This window comes from Nitrosomonas sp. (genome assembly GCF_019752415.1).
GTDB lineage: Bacteria > Pseudomonadota > Gammaproteobacteria > Burkholderiales > Nitrosomonadaceae > Nitrosomonas.
This window is the reverse complement of the sequence record NZ_JAIEME010000014.1, coordinates 1-17,564: the sequence shown is the minus strand read 5'-3', so window position 1 is coordinate 17,564 and position 17,564 is coordinate 1. Positions and strand designations below refer to the sequence as shown.

16 protein-coding genes and 1 tRNA gene are annotated in these 17,564 nt (G+C 47.3%); 7 read left to right on the top strand and 10 right to left on the bottom strand.

Going from position 1 to position 17,564, the window contains the following annotated elements; translation table 11 throughout:
* Positions 1 to 527 precede the first annotated feature (527 nt).
* Positions 528 to 914, top strand: a complete 387-nt coding sequence (locus K2P83_RS03310; protein ID WP_292926456.1) for a VOC family protein — start codon at positions 528 to 530, stop codon at positions 912 to 914.
* A gap of 4 nt (positions 915 to 918) precedes the next feature.
* Here K2P83_RS03310 and K2P83_RS03305 read toward each other — a convergent pair whose 3' ends face one another.
* Entirely contained in the window at positions 919 to 1,704 is a 786-nt protein-coding gene (locus tag K2P83_RS03305; protein WP_292926455.1) for a M48 family metallopeptidase, read from the bottom strand.
* Positions 1,705 to 1,881: 177 nt separating this feature from the next.
* On the opposite strand from K2P83_RS03305, the gene K2P83_RS03300 reads away from it, so the two are divergent.
* The 5 genes from K2P83_RS03300 to holA all read left to right on the top strand — a co-directional run bounded on the left by K2P83_RS03300 (position 1,882) and on the right by holA (position 6,883).
* A complete protein-coding gene (locus K2P83_RS03300; RefSeq protein WP_292926454.1) occupies positions 1,882 to 2,088 on the top strand; it encodes a dodecin in 207 nt (68 codons plus the stop codon).
* Positions 2,089 to 2,403: 315 nt separating this feature from the next.
* The gene (locus K2P83_RS03295) at positions 2,404 to 2,640 is read left to right on the top strand and encodes a DUF3622 domain-containing protein (RefSeq protein ID WP_292926453.1); all 237 of its coding nucleotides are present in this window, start codon (positions 2,404 to 2,406) and stop codon (positions 2,638 to 2,640) included.
* A gap of 64 nt (positions 2,641 to 2,704) precedes the next feature.
* Entirely contained in the window at positions 2,705 to 5,305 is a 2,601-nt protein-coding gene (gene leuS / locus K2P83_RS03290; protein WP_292926452.1) for a leucine--tRNA ligase, read from the top strand.
* 17 nt (positions 5,306 to 5,322) lie between these two features.
* On the top strand, positions 5,323 to 5,823 hold the full coding sequence (gene lptE, locus K2P83_RS03285; protein WP_292926451.1) for an LPS assembly lipoprotein LptE: 501 nt from the start codon (positions 5,323 to 5,325) through the stop codon (positions 5,821 to 5,823).
* 25 nt (positions 5,824 to 5,848) lie between these two features.
* Positions 5,849 to 6,883, top strand: a complete 1,035-nt coding sequence (gene holA, locus K2P83_RS03280; RefSeq protein WP_292926457.1) for a DNA polymerase III subunit delta — start codon at positions 5,849 to 5,851, stop codon at positions 6,881 to 6,883.
* Between the two features lie 199 nt (positions 6,884 to 7,082).
* On the opposite strand, the gene K2P83_RS03275 is transcribed toward holA, so the two are convergent.
* The 7 genes from K2P83_RS03275 to aroQ all read right to left on the bottom strand — a co-directional run bounded on the left by K2P83_RS03275 (position 7,083) and on the right by aroQ (position 15,628).
* On the bottom strand, positions 7,083 to 7,268 hold the full coding sequence (locus K2P83_RS03275) for a hypothetical protein (protein ID WP_292926450.1): 186 nt from the start codon (positions 7,266 to 7,268) through the stop codon (positions 7,083 to 7,085).
* A gap of 137 nt (positions 7,269 to 7,405) precedes the next feature.
* Complete coding sequence (metH, locus tag K2P83_RS03270; protein ID WP_292926449.1) at positions 7,406 to 11,116, bottom strand: methionine synthase; 3,711 nt, start codon at positions 11,114 to 11,116, stop codon at positions 7,406 to 7,408.
* 164 nt (positions 11,117 to 11,280) lie between these two features.
* The gene (locus K2P83_RS03265; RefSeq protein WP_292926448.1) at positions 11,281 to 12,090 is read right to left on the bottom strand and encodes a zinc-ribbon and DUF3426 domain-containing protein; all 810 of its coding nucleotides are present in this window, start codon (positions 12,088 to 12,090) and stop codon (positions 11,281 to 11,283) included.
* 96 nt (positions 12,091 to 12,186) lie between these two features.
* Positions 12,187 to 13,104 carry a 50S ribosomal protein L11 methyltransferase gene (prmA, locus tag K2P83_RS03260; protein ID WP_292926447.1) on the bottom strand — a complete coding sequence of 306 codons (918 nt, stop codon included), beginning with the start codon at positions 13,102 to 13,104 and terminating at the stop codon, positions 12,187 to 12,189.
* 54 nt (positions 13,105 to 13,158) lie between these two features.
* Entirely contained in the window at positions 13,159 to 14,514 is a 1,356-nt protein-coding gene (gene accC, locus K2P83_RS03255) for an acetyl-CoA carboxylase biotin carboxylase subunit (RefSeq protein ID WP_292926446.1), read from the bottom strand.
* 25 nt (positions 14,515 to 14,539) lie between these two features.
* Positions 14,540 to 15,025 carry an acetyl-CoA carboxylase biotin carboxyl carrier protein gene (gene accB / locus K2P83_RS03250; RefSeq protein WP_292926445.1) on the bottom strand — a complete coding sequence of 162 codons (486 nt, stop codon included), beginning with the start codon at positions 15,023 to 15,025 and terminating at the stop codon, positions 14,540 to 14,542.
* A 150-nt stretch (positions 15,026 to 15,175) separates the two neighbouring features.
* A complete protein-coding gene (aroQ, locus tag K2P83_RS03245; RefSeq protein ID WP_292926444.1) occupies positions 15,176 to 15,628 on the bottom strand; it encodes a type II 3-dehydroquinate dehydratase in 453 nt (150 codons plus the stop codon).
* Between the two features lie 325 nt (positions 15,629 to 15,953).
* Between aroQ and K2P83_RS03240 the strand changes: the two genes are divergently transcribed.
* Positions 15,954 to 16,029, top strand: a tRNA-Thr gene (locus K2P83_RS03240).
* 430 nt (positions 16,030 to 16,459) lie between these two features.
* On the opposite strand, the gene K2P83_RS03235 is transcribed toward K2P83_RS03240, so the two are convergent.
* Both K2P83_RS03235 and K2P83_RS03230 read right to left on the bottom strand, forming a co-directional pair.
* Positions 16,460 to 16,798, bottom strand: coding sequence for a hypothetical protein (locus tag K2P83_RS03235; protein ID WP_292926443.1), 339 nt, complete (start codon positions 16,796 to 16,798; stop codon positions 16,460 to 16,462).
* Positions 16,799 to 17,382: 584 nt separating this feature from the next.
* Positions 17,383 to 17,564 (bottom strand): MarC family protein (locus K2P83_RS03230; protein WP_292926442.1); only part of this gene is annotated, 182 nt, incomplete at its 5' end.

Sequence of the window (17,564 nt, the reverse complement as noted above, 5' to 3'; positions counted from 1 at the left end):
CCGTATTCTTCGCCCCCCAAACGAAAGGTCAAAAATTCATTGGCCATATGGCTGGTAATTGGGCCGGATGACTCGGTAACCCTATTTGCTGCTTGCTCCTGCATCATGAGTTATGCTCCTCTTGTTTGCTATATAAATCCCTATCAACTATCAACCGGCAATTTATGATCTATCCTCTTTCTAATGAAATCTCTGTCATCGATTTTCTCCTACCTTTATCTCATGCTTATTTTAATTAAGCCAAGAGTAGGACTTATCTTACGGTATCAAGAAAACTTTCTTTAACAGATTGGGCGAATTTTAATGAAAACCATGCTGAAGGTAAGGATGGAATAGAATGCATATATACCCGCTTATCTTAATAGGAATAAATGAGGACTACTGTAGGAATATAGCAATGTGTCGTGCGCATTGACTAAATATGCGGCATAGTACTCGCGGCGGATTATTATGCCTTTTGAGTTCTTATAGGCTGCGAGCACATATTTCTTGTTATAAAATTGTGCTTTAAACGGGAGATAAGCAAAATGACAATCGAAGGCATGAATCATTTCACCGTACTGAGCAGTAACTTGGAAAGAAGTAAGGCATTTTATGTCAATATTCTTGGCCTCACGGAAGGTTATCGCCCGCCCTTTGATTTTCCAGGTGCATGGCTATATGCCGAAAATCAGGCGATTTTGCATATCATGACGGGCAAACAATTACCGGCCAATGCAGCCGGTGTAATTGATCACATGGCTTTTACTGCATCTAATCTGCACGCTGTAGTCAATACCTTAAAGCAGAACGGCGTTCATTATGAATTGCGCCGTTTGAAGGGGCTGGAAAGCTGGCAATTATTCTTTCATGATCCAGACGGTGCAAAAGTGGAACTGGATTTTCCGGCAAGCGAGCCGGAACCAAAAGAATAGCTGTTTATTTCACGCAATTCGGATTCTTACCTGCTGCACGGGCTTGCTGCATCAGTGGCATGGCTTTAGGCAAAAGACCCCGTAAATCATCGATACGCGTTTCAGGAGAGGGATGAGTTGACAAAAATTCCACAGGTTGAGAACCTTCACTGGCCTGCGCCATTTTCTGCCACAACGTAATACTTTCAGAAGGATTGAATCCAGATTTTGCCATTAATTCAATCCCAATTGCATCCGCCTCACTCTCATGCAAGCGGCTAAACGGCATGATCAACCCATACTGCGCACCAACACCGAGCAAACCCAATGCGTTCTGTCCCATTGGCGTCCGTGGCGCCGCCACTGCTGCGATCAATGAGATACCAATTTGCGCGCCCATCTTTTGAGACATCCGCTCATTACTGTGTTTGGCCAGCACATGGCCGATTTCATGGCCAATCACAGCGGCCAATTGATCCTGGTTATCCACCAGCTCAACCAATCCGGTATGCACGCCAATTTTGTTACCTGGCAAAGCAAAAGCATTCAATGTGTTATCCTTAAAAACAACCACTTCCCAATTACCGCCGACTTCGCGTGTAATCGCATTGGTAATACATCGCACAAACTGGTCTTCCTGTGCATTTTGACTGATTGCTTTCTCTTTTTTTAAATCTGAAAAAGCTTGCAACCCCATCGCATCGACTTCACTATCGGGCATAAAAGCCAGCTGGCTTCTTCCAGTTGGGGTAGTCGCACAGGCAGTAAGAAAGATTACGATCAATAGAACCAATATCATTCTGAGTTTCATAGTAGTAAGTATTTCCTTAAAAGAGGTCATTGAGTTTATTTCACATCCCATGATATTTCTTTGAATCAATAGAATAGTAACTGTTTTTTTGTTGATGCCGCATAGATATGCTGGTATCTCTATTCGCTTAAAGTATGATATAACGCTTTTTCCAACAATATAAAGAGGAATTCCAAAATGGGCGATCACGTTTACAAAGTAATCGAAATCGTTGGTTCTTCAGCAAAAAGTATTGAAGATGCCATCCAGCAAGCCATTGCCAAATCCGGCGAAACACTGCGTAACCTGGATTGGTTTGAAGTGGTAGAAACCCGTGGACATATCGTTGAAGCCAAAGTTGCACACTATCAGGTAAAACTAAAAATCGGTTTTCGTTTGGATTAATCTACCGCATCTGCATTGCTGTGTCACAGCATAAGAATATATACCATAGCAATCTGATAATACTTGGTTAAGCAAATAGCCGCAGATTTTAAGGCAAAATCTGCGGAACAATCACCGGGCTTCGACTCAGAGCAGATTACTGCCAAACTGCTGATAAAAAATATTACACCAAATACAAAAGTAACCGTTCCAACACGCCACTAATCTCCAGCGTACAATACACAAATCCTCTCTATTCCGCTCAATATGCCAGCCATACCAATAGCGCGGCAAACTCAACGCAGCGGTCATTCATCAATTCTCAGGAAATTAAAAATGGCAAAAGGTAAAAAATACGAATTTCGTGTCAAGCAAGAAAATATCGATTGGACCGCAGAAATTATCAGAAAAGTAACGGCAAAGAGAACGATTGTTTCAAAGCGCCAGAAAGGATTTTCATCTGAATCTGAGGCACAAGAATGGGGAGAAAGTGAGTTGAAAGCAATCTTACAAAGCGTGCATGAACGAAACTTGCAACGCGCCCAACAGCATGAGCAAAAATCTGTCGAGTAATAGGCACAATCACCCCAAATACTTCACGGTATAATCAGCGTTTTACAGTAAAAAGCTAAATTCCATGCAAGAAAAATATCATCCCCAGGAAATCGAAAAAAAGGCACAGCAATACTGGGAACAAACAGCCGCATTCAAAGCGATCGAAATTACTGGCAAGCCGAAATATTACTGTCTGTCGATGTTCCCCTATCCATCCGGCAAATTGCACATGGGGCATGTACGCAATTACACGATTGGAGATGTCTTATCGCGTTACCGCCGCATGCAGGGTTACAACGTCATGCAGCCGATGGGCTGGGATGCGTTTGGCCTGCCGGCTGAGAATGCCGCCATGCAAAACAATGTTTCTCCGGCAAAATGGACCTACGACAACATTGCCTACATGCGCAAGCAACTGAAAAGCCTTGGATTGAGTATTGATTGGTCGCGTGAAATCGCCACTTGTGATTCCAGTTATTATCACTGGAATCAATGGCTGTTCCTGCGCATGCTGGAAAAGGGATTGGCGTATCAAACTACTGGCACAGTCAATTGGGACCCGGTTGATCAGACGGTGCTTGCAAACGAGCAGGTAATTGATGGGTGCGGCTGGCGCACCGGTGCGCCGGTAGAGAAACGCGAAATCCCGATGTACTACATGAAAATCACCCAATATGCCGATGAACTGCTGGCAGCACTGGACACACTGACCGGCTGGCCGGAACGAGTCAGAACCATGCAGGCTAATTGGATCGGCAAAAGCTACGGCGTCGACATTACTTTTCCTGCGGATATCGAATCCGGCACACCGCAAGACCTAAAAGTATTCACTACTCGCGCAGATACGCTGCAAGGCGCAACCTATGTCGCCATTGCCGCTGAGCACCCGATTGCACTGCATGCCGCCAAAAAAAATCCATCGCTGCAAGCTTTTATTCAGGAATGCAAACTCGGCTCAGCCAAGGAAGCGGATTTGGCCACGCAGGAGAAAAAAGGCATGGATACCGGTTTGTTTGTGATCCATCCGTTGAATGGCAAGAAATTACCGGTATGGGTGGCCAATTACGTGTTGATGGGTTATGGCGAAGGTGCAGTGATGGCAGTTCCTGCGCATGATGAGCGTGATTTTGAGTTTGCCACAAAATACGCACTCCCGATCAAAGCGGTTATCAAGCCACTGGATGGTGATCTGGAAATGCCGCTGGCACAAGCTTATGTAGAACATGGTGTGACCTTTGATTCCGGTGAATTTTCCGGATTGGAATTTCAGAAAGCAGTAGATGCTATTGCAGTGGTACTGGAACAAAAAGGCCTGGGCAGCAAACGTGTACACTATCGATTGCGCGATTGGGGCATTTCACGCCAACGCTACTGGGGCTGCCCGATTCCGCTGATTCATTGCACCGATTGCGGTGTAGTGCCAGTACCGGACGATCAATTGCCGGTGGTGCTGCCGCAGGATCTGGTGCCCGATGGTTCGGGTAATCCACTGGCAAAAACACCGTCTTTCTACGAATGCGCCTGCCCGAAATGTGGCAAAGCTGCGCGCCGGGAAACCGACACCATGGATACCTTTGTTGATTCATCCTGGTACTACGCCCGCTATGCCTGCCCCGACCAGAATCGGGCAATGACCGATGAGCGCGTCAATTACTGGCTGCCAGCCGATCAATATATCGGCGGTATTGAACACGCCATTCTGCATTTGCTGTATTCGCGATTCTGGAGCAAAGTCATGCGCGATCTGGGTTTAATGACTCTGGATGAACCGTTCACCAACCTGCTGACGCAGGGTATGGTACTAAATGAAATTTTTTACCGTAAAGCCGACAGCGGACGCATGACCTATTTCAACCCGACGGAAGTCAACATCCAGTATGACGAACAAGGCAAACGTTGCGGTGCAATCCTGCAAACCGACAACCAGCTGGTTGAATCGGGCGGCATCGGCACCATGTCAAAATCCAAAAATAACGGGGTTGATCCGCAAAAACTGGTAGAAGAATACGGTGCCGATACCGCGCGTTTATTCATGATGTTTGCCAGTCCTCCGACGCAAACACTGGAATGGGCGGATGCCGGCGTTGATGGCGCATACCGTTTTCTCAAACGGCTATGGAAACAGGTTTACACGCACCTCCAGCACGGTGTGGTCAGTATCGATCCCGCGTTGCATCAAACCATGACCCCGGAACTCAAATCCCTGCGCTGCCAGTTACACCAGACCATCGCCAAAGTCAGCGATGATCTGGATCGGCGCCACACATTCAACACCGCCATTGCCGCTGTGATGGAACTGATGAACGGTCTGGCAAAAAGCCAGAGCACCGATCCAGCAAACCGTAACCTGATGCAGGAAGCGCTGGAAAATATTGTGTTGCTGCTCTCCCCGATCGTTCCGCATATCTGCCATGAACTGTGGCGTGAACTCAAACCGGGCACCGAACTTTTTGATCAGCCTTGGCCACAAGCAGACAACGCAGCCATGGTACAGGATGAAATCAAGCTGATTGTGCAGGTCAATGGTAAATTACGTGGAGAAATCAATGTCACCAAGGATGCCGGGAAAGACGCCATTGAGCATGCTGCCTTAACGAATGAACAGGTGCTGAAATTTATCGAGGGGCAAGCAGTCAAAAAGATCATTGTCGTGCCCGGCAGATTGGTCAATATTGTTGTATAGGAACAGAGTAAATAATTATGAACCTGAGTACACAGAAGATTCTTATCCTGGTAGTATTGTTCCTGCTGACTGCTTGCGGGTTCCAGTTGCGCGGGCAAATCTCTTCACTGCCATTCAAATCACTGTATGTCTCCGCACCCGAGGGGCATACCATTGGTTTGGATCTAGAACGTGCGGTAGCCACCTCATCCACAACCAAAGTCACCACCAATGCGGTGGAAGCAGAAGCCGTTCTGGAAGTTGTCAGTGCTGTCCATGAACGGGTCATTCTGTCGTTGTCCGGCGGTGGCCGTGTGCGTGATTTCAATTTGATTTACCGGGTTGTGTATCGTCTTGTTGACAAACAAGGTATTGAAATCATCCCCAACACTGAAGTTGCTATTACACGCGTCCTGCCTTTCCTGGACGCGCAAATCCTGGCCAAAGAAGCAGAGGAGAAATTGCTGCAAAAAGACATGCAGGCTGATGCCATCCAGCAAATCATCTGGCGTTTGTCCGCAATTAAAATGCCATCTTAGACCCTCGCTGATTCCACTTGCCGGCATGCGGATAAAACTCGAACAGCTCCCCCAACACCTGCAAAAACAAACTGCTTCCTTCTACACATTATTTGGCAATGAACCGTTGCTAATTCTGGAGGCCGCTGATCTGATCCGCACACATGCGCGTCAGCAAGGTTATACCGAACGTGAGCTGTTCACCGTTGACCAACACTTCAATTGGTCTGATGTGCTAAATGCAGGCAACAACTTATCTCTGTTTGGCGATCGCAAAATCATGGATATCCGCATCCCATCCGGCAAGCCCGGCAAGGAAGGCGGTAAAGCCATAGAAGCCTACTGCAACGCTCTGCCGCCCGACACCCTCACGCTCATCACACTCCCCAGAATAGACAAACAGGGGCAAGCAACCAAATGGTTCAAAGCGCTTGAAACCACCAGCATGCTGATCGCGGTTTACGCCATTGAGCGTGACCAGCTACCCGGCTGGATCGGTCAGCGTCTTGCCCGGCAGCAACAAAAAACCGATTCTACCGCGCTGCAATTTCTCGCCGATCAGGTGGAAGGCAACCTGCTCGCTGCACATCAGGAAATTCAAAAACTCGCGTTGCTCTATCCCGCCTGTAACCTGACATTCGATCAAGTGAAAGAGGTGGTTCTGAACGTAGCGCGCTACGATGTCTATCAATTGTCGGACGCCATGACTGCAGCCGACACTGCCCGTTACACCCGCATCCTAATCGGATTGCAAAGCGAAGGCACAGCCCCGTTGCTAATTCTCGCCACACTCGCCGAACAAATCCGCCAACTGATCATCATCCGTAAAGGTCTCGACAACGGTCAATCGCCCGCACAACTACTACAGGCAGCCAGAATCTGGGGCGATAGGCAGAAATCAGTAATGATCGCCGCCAAACGCATCAGTCTGCAATCGCTGATGCAGGGATTATCCGATGCCGCGAAAATAGACCGGATCATTAAGGGAGTAGCGCAAGGAGATATTTGGGATGAATTGCTGCAATTGGGGCTGCGTTTCGCCATTCATAGACATGAGAATTCTGAGAGAATAACCAGTTAGCCTCGCTGCTATTACTTTTTTTACAGCATCGTACAGAAAATTCAGTTTGGTAAAAGCAACTACCTTTTCGGAGGCAAACTTCTTATTCGAACAAACTTATTCGTACATTTGAATCAGCACATCGAATCGATTCAACTACCCCCGCTCGCCTAAACAAAAACCGCATGGGGCGAGCGGGATGTTACTCAAACTCCTCCTACTACTTTTTCTGATCCTCAGTCTTTTCCTTTTTGTCCTTTGTGATAGGATTCTGAACTCCATAGCCTTCTTCCTTAGCCTTGTAGCCGCCGTATGCGCCGGCTCCTCCCGCTGCAAGTAGCCAGCATCCCGAAAGCACCGGTACAACGAGTAGAATCACCACATAGCGTAATATTTTTGTTTTCATTATAGCCTCCAACAAAATTTATCAGAAATTCTCATTAGAATGATTATTCTAATACTAACGATTGTGACAGATGAATAAGCATTATGCTTATTTTTATTGCACGATTAGATACTCACACAAAAAATAACGATTTCAACTTAGCGCTCATACGCAAGCACCGGCGCCAGCCATTTTTCCGTTTCTTCTACTGTCCAGCCTTTCCGTTTGGCATAATCTTCCACTTGGTCTTTGCCGATTTTACCGACGGCAAAGAAAGTGGATTCTGGGTGTGCAAAGTAAAAGCCGGATACTGCCGCGGTCGGCACCATGGCAAATGATTCTGTAATAATGATACCGGCATTCTCTGAAGCATTCAGCACTGCGAACAACGGGCCTTTTTCGGTGTGATCCGGGCATGCGGGATAACCCGGCGCGGGGCGAATGCCGCGATATTCTTCGTTGATCAATTGCTCGTTGCTTAAGGTTTCATCCTTGGCATAGCCCCAGAATTCTCGGCGCACGCGCGAATGCATATGCTCGGCGAAGGCTTCTGCCAGACGATCTGCCAGTGCCTTGAGTACAATCGCGCTGTAGTCATCGTTTGCATCTTCAAAGGCTTTGACACGTTCATCAATGCCAAACCCGGCACCCACGGCAAATAAACCAATGGTGTCCTTGATACCGGTTTCCTTCGGTGCGATAAAGTCAGACAGGCAGCGATTGGGTTTCCCGGTGGGTTTCTGGTCTTGCTGACGCAGGCAATGATAAGTCATTGCCAATTTACTGCGCGTTTGGTCGGTATAAATTTCGATATCATCGCCGACGGAGTTGGCCGGGAACAAACCAATCACCGCGTTGGCACTCAGCCATTTCTGCTCGACGATTTTTTTCAACATCGTCTGCGCATCGCGAAATAGCTGGCTGGCCGTTTCTCCAACGACTTCATCCTTCAGAATGTCCGGATAACGCCCGGCAAGTTCCCAAGCCTGGAAGAAAGGCGTCCAGTCGATATACGGAACAATTTTTTCCAGCGGGTAATTATTCAACGTACGGACACCGATCAGTTCGGGCTGATACGGCTGGTAATTCGCCCAATCCGTTTGATACGCATTGGCTCGCGCTTCAGCTATCGTCAGCAGCTTCGCCGTCCCTTTCTTGTTCTTGTGCTGGGTGCGCACTTTCTCGTATTCTTCCTTGATTTCCTGCACATAACCCGCCAGTAAATCCCGTGAAAGCAGATTACTGCACACACCCACCGCACGACTGGCATCGGGCACCCATACGGTTGGGCCTTCATAATGCGGCGCAATTTTGACCGCAGTATGCACCCGGGAAGTGGTTGCGCCACCGATCAACAGTGGAATCGTGAATCCCTCGCGCTGCATTTCCTTGGCGACATGTGCCATTTCTTCCAGAGAAGGCGTGATCAATCCTGACAGACCGATGATGTCGGCCTTTTCACGCCGCGCCATATCAAGAATCTGCGCGCTAGGCACCATCACGCCCATGTTGATCACTTCGTAGTTATTACACTGCAAAACCACGGTCACAATGTTCTTGCCAATATCATGCACATCGCCCTTGACGGTGGCGATGACAATTTTTCCTTTGGGTTTGTTATCGCCGGATAATTTCTTTTCGGCTTCGATGAAAGGTAACAAATGGGCGACTGCCTGTTTCATCACCCGTGCGGATTTGACCACTTGCGGCAAAAACATTTTACCGGCGCCAAACAGATCACCCACAACACTCATGCCTTCCATCAACGGCCCTTCGATCACCTGAATCGGGCGGCCACCTTTGTTTTCAATCTCCACACGCGCCGCTTCGGTATCTTCCACAATGAAAGTGTCAATGCCCCTGACCAAGGCATGCGTCAGCCGTTGTTGCAGCGGTTCATCGCGCCAGGCCAGATCTTCAACCTGTTCTTTTTTCTTACCCTTGAAATTTTCCGCAAATTCAACCAGACGTTCAGTCGCATCCGCACGCCGGTTCAGGATGACATCTTCAACCTTTTCCAATAATTCTGCGGGAATATCCGAATACACACCCAGTTGCCCGGCGTTGACAATGCCCATGGTCATACCGGCTTTAATCGCGTGATACAGGAACGCGGTATGAATGGCCTCACGAATCGGCTCATTGCCACGGAAGGAAAAAGAAACATTGGATACTCCACCGCTCACTTTGGCATACGGCAGGGTTTGTTTAATAATTCGGGTAGCGTCAATAAAATCGACACCGTAGTTATTATGTTCTTCAATTCCCGTCGCAATCGCGAAAATATTCGGATCAAAAATAATGTCCTCGGGCGGGAAACCAACCTGATCAACCAGCAATCGATAACTGCGCGTGCAGATATCCACCTTGCGTTTCAGCGTGTCGGCCTGGCCTAGTTCATCAAACGCCATCACGATCACCGCCGCGCCATAGCGGCGAGCCAATTTAGCATGTTTGATGAACTCTTCCTCGCCCTCTTTCATGCTGATCGAGTTAATAACGGATTTACCTTGCACGCATTTCAAGCCCGCTTCGATTACGGTCCATTTACTGGAATCCAGCATAATCGGCACTTTGCAGATATCCGGCTCAGCAGCGACCAGATTCAGGAATGTCACCATGGCTTTTTGCGAATCCAGCATGGCTTCATCCATGTTGATATCGATAATCTGCGCACCACTCTCAACCTGGCTACGCGCCACGTTCAGCGCTTCGGCATAATCATCGTTGAGTATCAAGCGGGCAAATGCTCTGGAGCCGGTAACATTAGTGCGTTCACCGACATTCACAAACAGTGAATCATCACCAATATTCAGTGGCTCTAAACCGGACAAACGCAGTTTCTTGGGAATCTCGGGTATTTTGCGCGGCGCGATATCGCTGACGGCTTGAGCGATCGCCTTGATATGCGCCGGGGTGGTCCCGCAACAGCCGCCCACGATATTCACAAAGCCGGATTGCGCGAATCCTTTGATTTGATTCGCGGTATATTCGGGCGACTCATCATAGCCCGTGTCGGATAACGGATTCGGCAAACCGGCATTGGGATGCACACTGGTATAAACATCCGCCACGCCCGCCAGTTCTTCGATATACGGGCGCATGAGCTCGGCACCCAACGCACAATTAATACCGACGGATATCGGCCGGGTATGGCTGACCGAATTCCAGAATGCTTCCGGTGTTTGTCCTGAAAGCGTTCGTCCGGAGGCATCGGTAATGGTGACAGAAATCATGATCGGCAGACGGATGCCGTGGTCTTCGAAGAACTGGTCAATGGCAAACAGCGCCGCTTTGGCATTAAGCGAGTCGAAAATCGTCTCGACCAGAAGAATATCCACCCCGCCATCCACCAACCCGCGAATCGATTCAGTGTAGTCGACGACGAGTTGGTCATAAGTAATGCCGCGAAAGCCCGGATCATTAACATCCGGAGAGATGGAGGCTGTTTTGGTGGTCGGCCCAATCACGCCGGCGACAAAACGCGGCTTCTCCGGTGTTCTCGCTTCGAAACTTTGCGCGGCCTCACGCGCCAGTTTTGCAGCAGAACAATTCAGCTCATACACCAAATCCTGCATGTGGTAATCCGCCATCGAAGCCGCGTTCGAATTGAAGGTATTGGTTTCGAGAATATCCGCGCCCGCTTCCAGATAACCCGTATGGATCGAACGAATAACCTGCGGCTGCGTGAGTGTCAATAAATCATTATTTCCTCGCAGATCATGCGGAAAGTCGGCAAAACGTTGACCACGAAAATCCGCCTCAGTCAGCTTGAATGTCTGAATCATCGTGCCCATCGCGCCATCCAAAATCAGGATGCGCTGGGCAAACAAACTTCCCAATAAGGCAGTACGGGAATCTCTAGTCATGGATTCGTTCATGTTGTAAAAAAGATGGATGGGGCATTATACCTGAGCTGTTTCGATCTATCGCGCAGGTTGTTAGTGGCAAACGGTGAATGGCGCGTTGCTTACGCCATCTAATTTCCTTTTTGCACCCGTTCAATCGTGTTTTGCCACAATCGATGAATTGATTACAGATAAAGCAATTGCAAACGGTAGCCCAGCGCATTCAATTGGCTGCTATCAAAATCCAGCCGGATCTCAATCTCACGCCGGGATTCGATAAATTGAAGCGATTTATCTTGATCCAGCAAGTAATCTTGGGCGGTAAAAATACGGCTGGTGATGATTTCATCATGGACATCCAGCAATAAGAGTTGCAGCGCCGGAAATGCTTGCGGAAAATGGGCATGATTGCTGATGATCGCCCGCATGGTGGTGACTTCCGGTTGCCGCGTCAGATTCTTTTGCAAATCCGATGAATCAATACCCAGTTGTTGGATGTCTTGCGGATAGGGTACCGTGCAAGCAATGAACGCACAGTAGCGTTCCAGATAAGGCCTGATTTCCGGGGAAATGATCGTCAGTTCGGTACGATAGGCATACGCGATCTGCCCGATCAAAAGCAATAATAGAAGAACATTCGCTAGTCCCCAGCCCCGCGATCTCTCGGCTGGTTTGTCATCATCAAAGGGGTTATCCGAAGCTTCCGTTGTTTCCTGATTCCAGTCTGGAGAAACCGGCAGATCCATTGCGCCACCCGAATTCGTGATTACTGCCAGATTTTCTGTGGCTGTTCCCACCTCACTGATCGGTTGTGATTGGAACTGGGGTGGGGAGGGAGATTCAATAGCGGATTCATTAACGGTTATCAACGTGGCAAACCCATTGAATATTCGTTGGCAATGACCGCAACGCACTTCACCGCCACAGGCTTGTAATTGCGCGGAATTCACACGAAAGGTCGTGCCACAGCCAGGACAGAGTGTTACCAGCGCCATTCGCTACTCCCTAAAATGGATCGGGTTAAATGCCCATAGCCGGATCATGGATAGGAACTTAAAATCTCGGTAATTCTAGTCAAAGGGATTATTATTTCACCTTTTAATTCCGGTTAACAGCACCCAACCTTCCTGGGCATTGGCAATGCGCATATCAAACCATTGCTGATAAACGTTCCTGACGTCCTCGGCTTGTTCCTGCAGAATGCCTGATAGCACAATATGACCACCTCTCCGGATTGCTTGTTCAAGGATGGATGCCAGTATGATCAAAGGATTCGCCAGTATATTTGCAACCACAACATCGACCTGTTCATTGGGTTGTAAATCCTGTTCGGCAGCTTTATGCGCTGTTGCAAAAACAAATTTTTCGGGATTACAATCATTGCGCAGTGCATTATCTTGACTGGCCAAAATCGCTTGGGGGTCAATATCAATACCGGTGACGTAATCTGCACCCAGCTTTATCGCTGCGATAGCTAATACTCCGGAACCGCAGCCATAATCAATGACTCGGTCTCCGTGCTGCAGATTCTGATCCAGCCAACCCAAACACAGTTGCGTAGTCGGATGGCTGCCAGTGCCGAAAGCCAGACCGGGATCCAAGATCAGGTTAATTGCTGCCGGATCAGGCGATTGATGCCAGGTTGGAACAATCCATAAACGCGAGGATATTTGAATCGGATTAAATTGGGACTGCGTTAAGCGCACCCAGTCCTGTTCTTCAACGCGCTCCAAACGGTAATTGGGCTGACTATCCAGTTGCGAGAGCTGTGTCACATTTTGCATAATTTCGTCAAAATCCGCACCTTGATTAAACAATGCAGAAACTTCCGCATTCTGCCAGATTACTCCGCTCGGTTCTCCAGGTTCTCCGAACAGTAATTGTTCCTCTTGCGTATCGGCGGCAGCATCATGAATATCTACTGACAGTGCGCCCTGTTCCATCAAGGCATCACTCAGTAACTCGGCATGCGTCGCATCAGCTCGGATAATCAGCGTAACCCAGGACATGCTTCTTATCGAGCCTGTTAACAGTCAGCTTGAAAGGGAGAGATCGATTGCCTATCAATCCTTCTTATTATGCAGGGCAAGTTTCTGCTCCAGATAATGAATCGCGACACCGCCGCGCAGGAAGGAAGCGTCGGTCAACAAATCCAGGTGCAAGGGAATATTTGTTTTAATGCCGGTAACCACCATTTCGGACAGAGCAATCCGCATGCGTGCAATCGCTTGTTCACGGGTATCCCCGTAGGTGATGATCTTGCCAATCATGGAATCATAATGCGGCGGCACCATATAATTATGGTAAACATGGGAATCAACTCGCACACCCGGCCCCCCCGGCGCGTGATATTGCGTAATACGTCCGGCGGAAGGTGTCAGTTTGTAAGCATCTTCCGCATTGATGCGACACTCTATCGCATGCCCTTTGATAACCACATCCTTTTGACTAATCGGCAACACCAAACCGGCTGCCACATTAATTTGCGCCCGTACCAGATCAATACCGGTAATCGCTTCTGTCACCGGATGTTCTACTTGCAAACGCGTATTCATTTCAATGAAGTAAAATTCATTGTTCTCAAATAAAAATTCAAAGGTACCCACACCGCGGTATTTAATACGGCGGCACGCATCGGCACAACGCTCGCCCATTTTATTGCGCAATTTTTCCGATATGCCGGGTGCCGGTGCTTCTTCGAGAATTTTCTGGTGGCGGCGCTGCATGGAACAATCTCGTTCGCCCAAGTGAACAGCATTGCCATGTTCATCTACCAATAATTGGAATTCAATATGACGCGGATTTTCCAGATACTTTTCTGCATAAACAATCGGGTTTCCAAACGCTGATTGTGCTTCATTACGCGTCATGATCACGGCATTGGATAACGCCGCTTCGGTGTGTACAACCCGCATTCCGCGGCCGCCGCCACCACCTGCAGCTTTAATGATGATGGGATAACCGATCTCCCGCGCAATCTTTTTAACTTCATCAATATTTTCGGGTAATGCACCATCTGATCCCGGCACACAGGGCACACCGGCTTTTTTCATGGCATTCTTCGCGCTGACTTTGTCGCCCATGAGGCGAATCGTTTCCGGCCGCGGACCGATAAACACAAATCCGCTCTTTTCCACTCGTTCGGCGAAATCTGCATTTTCTGACAGGAATCCGTATCCTGGGTGAATGGCTTCGGCATCGGTCACTTCGGCAGCACTGATAATCGCCGGCACGTTCAGATAGCTCTGCGCTACCGGTGCCGGGCCAATACAGACCGATTCATCGGCCAGCTTGACGTACTTCGCTTCCGCATCGGCTTCAGAATGCACTGCAACGGTTTTGATACCCATCGCGCGACAAGCGCGCTGGATCCGCAGGGCAATTTCGCCACGATTTGCTATAAGAATTTTCTCAAACATAGTTATCTGATCTCTATTCAGATAATCATTGAATTACGAATAAGGGTTCGCCATATTCAACAGGCTGACCATTTTCGAGCAAAATCGCTTTGATAACCCCATCTTTATCGGCTTCAATCTCATTCAACAGCTTCATTGCTTCGATAATGCACAATGTGTCGCCTGCTTTAACCCTATGCCCGACTTCGACAAATGCGCTCGCACCCGGCGATGCAGCTCGATAGAATGTTCCCACCATAGGAGATTTAACAATATGGCCATCCGGTATTGCATTCTTGTCAGCAGCTAGAGATCCATTGGCATTTGCTGTTTCTACTGATCCAGTCGTTGGCGCTTGCTGCTGAACAGGAGACATCACAGGCTGCATGCCAGGCGGCATAAACGCATAATTTTGCACTCCGGACCCAGATTTACTGATGCGAACTTTTTCTTCGCCTTCCGTAATTTCTAATTCCGCAATACTTGATTCTTCTACCAGTTCAATGAGCTTCTTAAGCTTTCTTAAATCCATATCCAATCTCCCGAGACAATGCCTCGTATAAGGTAGTTTTGAGAACAAAAATATTTAATGTAAAAATGAGCAAGATTACAGCTACGTTGCGAAAAGAATTGAAGTTTAAATTAAGATTTATCGATAGTTCAGATTCAACATCCGGTTAATTTAAGATGTCATTGCATATTCCAGCGCCAATTCATATCCCTTAGCCCCAAAACCACTAATAATGCCAATCGCCAGATCAGAAAAATAGGATTTCTGACGAAAAGATTCCCGGGAATAAATATTTGAAAGATGCACTTCTATAAAAGGCAATTTGACAGCAGCAAGCGCATCACGTAAAGCAATACTGGTATGCGTGTATGCAGCTGGATTGATGATTATGAAATCTGTTCCATCATTCATCGTTTGCTGGACTCTATCTATCAGAGCAGATTCAGCATTACTCTGAAAGAAATCCAGTTTAACACCTGCATTTTCAGCTAATCTGCTTAAATTTCTGTTAATATCTTGTAACGTCGCACCGCCATAAATCTCCGGTTCGCGAACCCCTAGCAGATTCAAATTGGGTCCGTGAATAATCAAGATATTTCTCGCCTTTACATTTTTCGAATCCATTTGTTAATTATGGACTCTTATGCTAAAAATGTACAGTTTTTAAAGAATTTCGCCGAACTTAAGCGAAAGTTGTTGAAAAAATATTGAATCTGATCTTTCAAAATATAGAATCTAAATCAGTCCGCAGAAAGATCATAGCCAAACCGCAAACAATCGAATTCTGTTCTTTATAATTTGCCCGCGATTGCCCAAGCACCTATAACCAAAAAGAGATAAACTGTCCAGCTCGGGGGCAAGCCTCCGAGATTTTCGCGATGCGGTTAAAAAAATTCAAAGAAACTATAAGCTCAATTTTTAAAAAATGATAAAATCCCCAACTTCCAAAGCCGTCTTAGCTCAGTTGGTAGAGCAACGCACTCGTAACGCGTAGGTCCGCAGTTCGATTCTGCGAGACGGCACCAAAGAGACAACCACATCCAACCAATTGATTTTATTTATAGTACCAATGTTTCGTAATCAGTAGGTCCGCAGTTCGATTCTGCGCAACATAACCATAAAATCAATAAGTTACATTAAATTCCATAAAGATTCATGATTTATGTAGACACTATGTAGACAGTAAAACAGGGATAAAAGACAAATGAAAATTTGTTTAAGAAAATCCGACTCTGAAGTAAGTCAAATTTGTAATCAGAAGGTCCAGAGTTCGATTCTTGGTGTCGGCACCATAAAATCAATAGGTTATAAGAAGTATAAATAAAAATATTTTCTCATGTAGACAGCAGATGGAAGTAAACTGCCAGATAAATAATCTATATTCGAGAAACTGACAGTTAAATGTAAGTCGCCGTCCCATTTGGTACTAATGCGCGCTTTATTTGGCACTGTCACTTAAATATGTCGGAGGGAAAATGCACCCGTCATCTCATCGAAATCAAGGCAACGTTCAGCGCCAAACGCTTGCCACAAAGTATCTAGAATACTGTGTTTGCTGGGCTTTCCATAAGCTTTAAGTAAACCTTGTTTGGCATTGCGCCTGCCTTCAAAGATGTAGGTTTCTTTGTAGTCATGAGCGGCGTTTTCAGCAAAGCGTTCGGGAAGTCTCTGGAATATGGACGCACACCATCGCTTGTCGTTGCTATCCGGTTCATCCAGTAAACTTAAAATACTTTCGGCAATCTGTTCGCCGGGAGTGAGCAGCTTTTGGCTACCTCGTACTGACGTGTGCATGACACACCTCAGTACTGACTGGTGGATTGACACAGACACGATTCAATATAGGCGAGCAGATCGCTATGGCGATAGCGATCTGCTCGGGAGCCTATTTTGACGATAGGCACCCGCGCACCTGCCCAGCGGTCTCGTTCCAGGAATGCGATACTGGCGCCTAAGATTTGTGACGCTTGTTTAGTAGGTGAGTAGTGGGGTTTGCATGATTGACTCCGTGAGTTGTTAATATGGAATCAATACTGCTGCAACTTGCAGAGAAATAAAAAAGGGTCAGTTGACTGAGGGATACTTAAGCTTGCCGATCAATAAGAATCAAGTTTTATAGCTCTTTATTTGGTGCCGGTTTTGACGACTTTTCGTTTGAATTGATTAAGTAGAAACTGAAAGGCTATTTTTTAGACTGAGGGATCATTTCAAATTTAATTACGTATTGGGGTTTTGGTGGTCGCCCTGGTTTTCGATAGTCTTTTTGTGGATCAAGCTCGGCAATCCAGTCAGTAATAGTACTTATGTCATATTGAGCGCCATTGCCAATTCGCTGCAGTATTTTAGATCGAGCAATATGGTTAGGGTGGATAGCTGGATCAAGTTCCCATAAAGCGCTGGCTATTGCTTGGCAGCGAATCCAGATAGGCTTTATTAATGGCATCTTTTAATAAGCAGTTCAGGGTTTTTAGATAATCCCTGATCCCCGCCAGCAGCATTTCGACCGACATCGCCGTCAGTATCAAGCCCATCAGGCGTTCAAAGGCTGTCATCGCGCGCA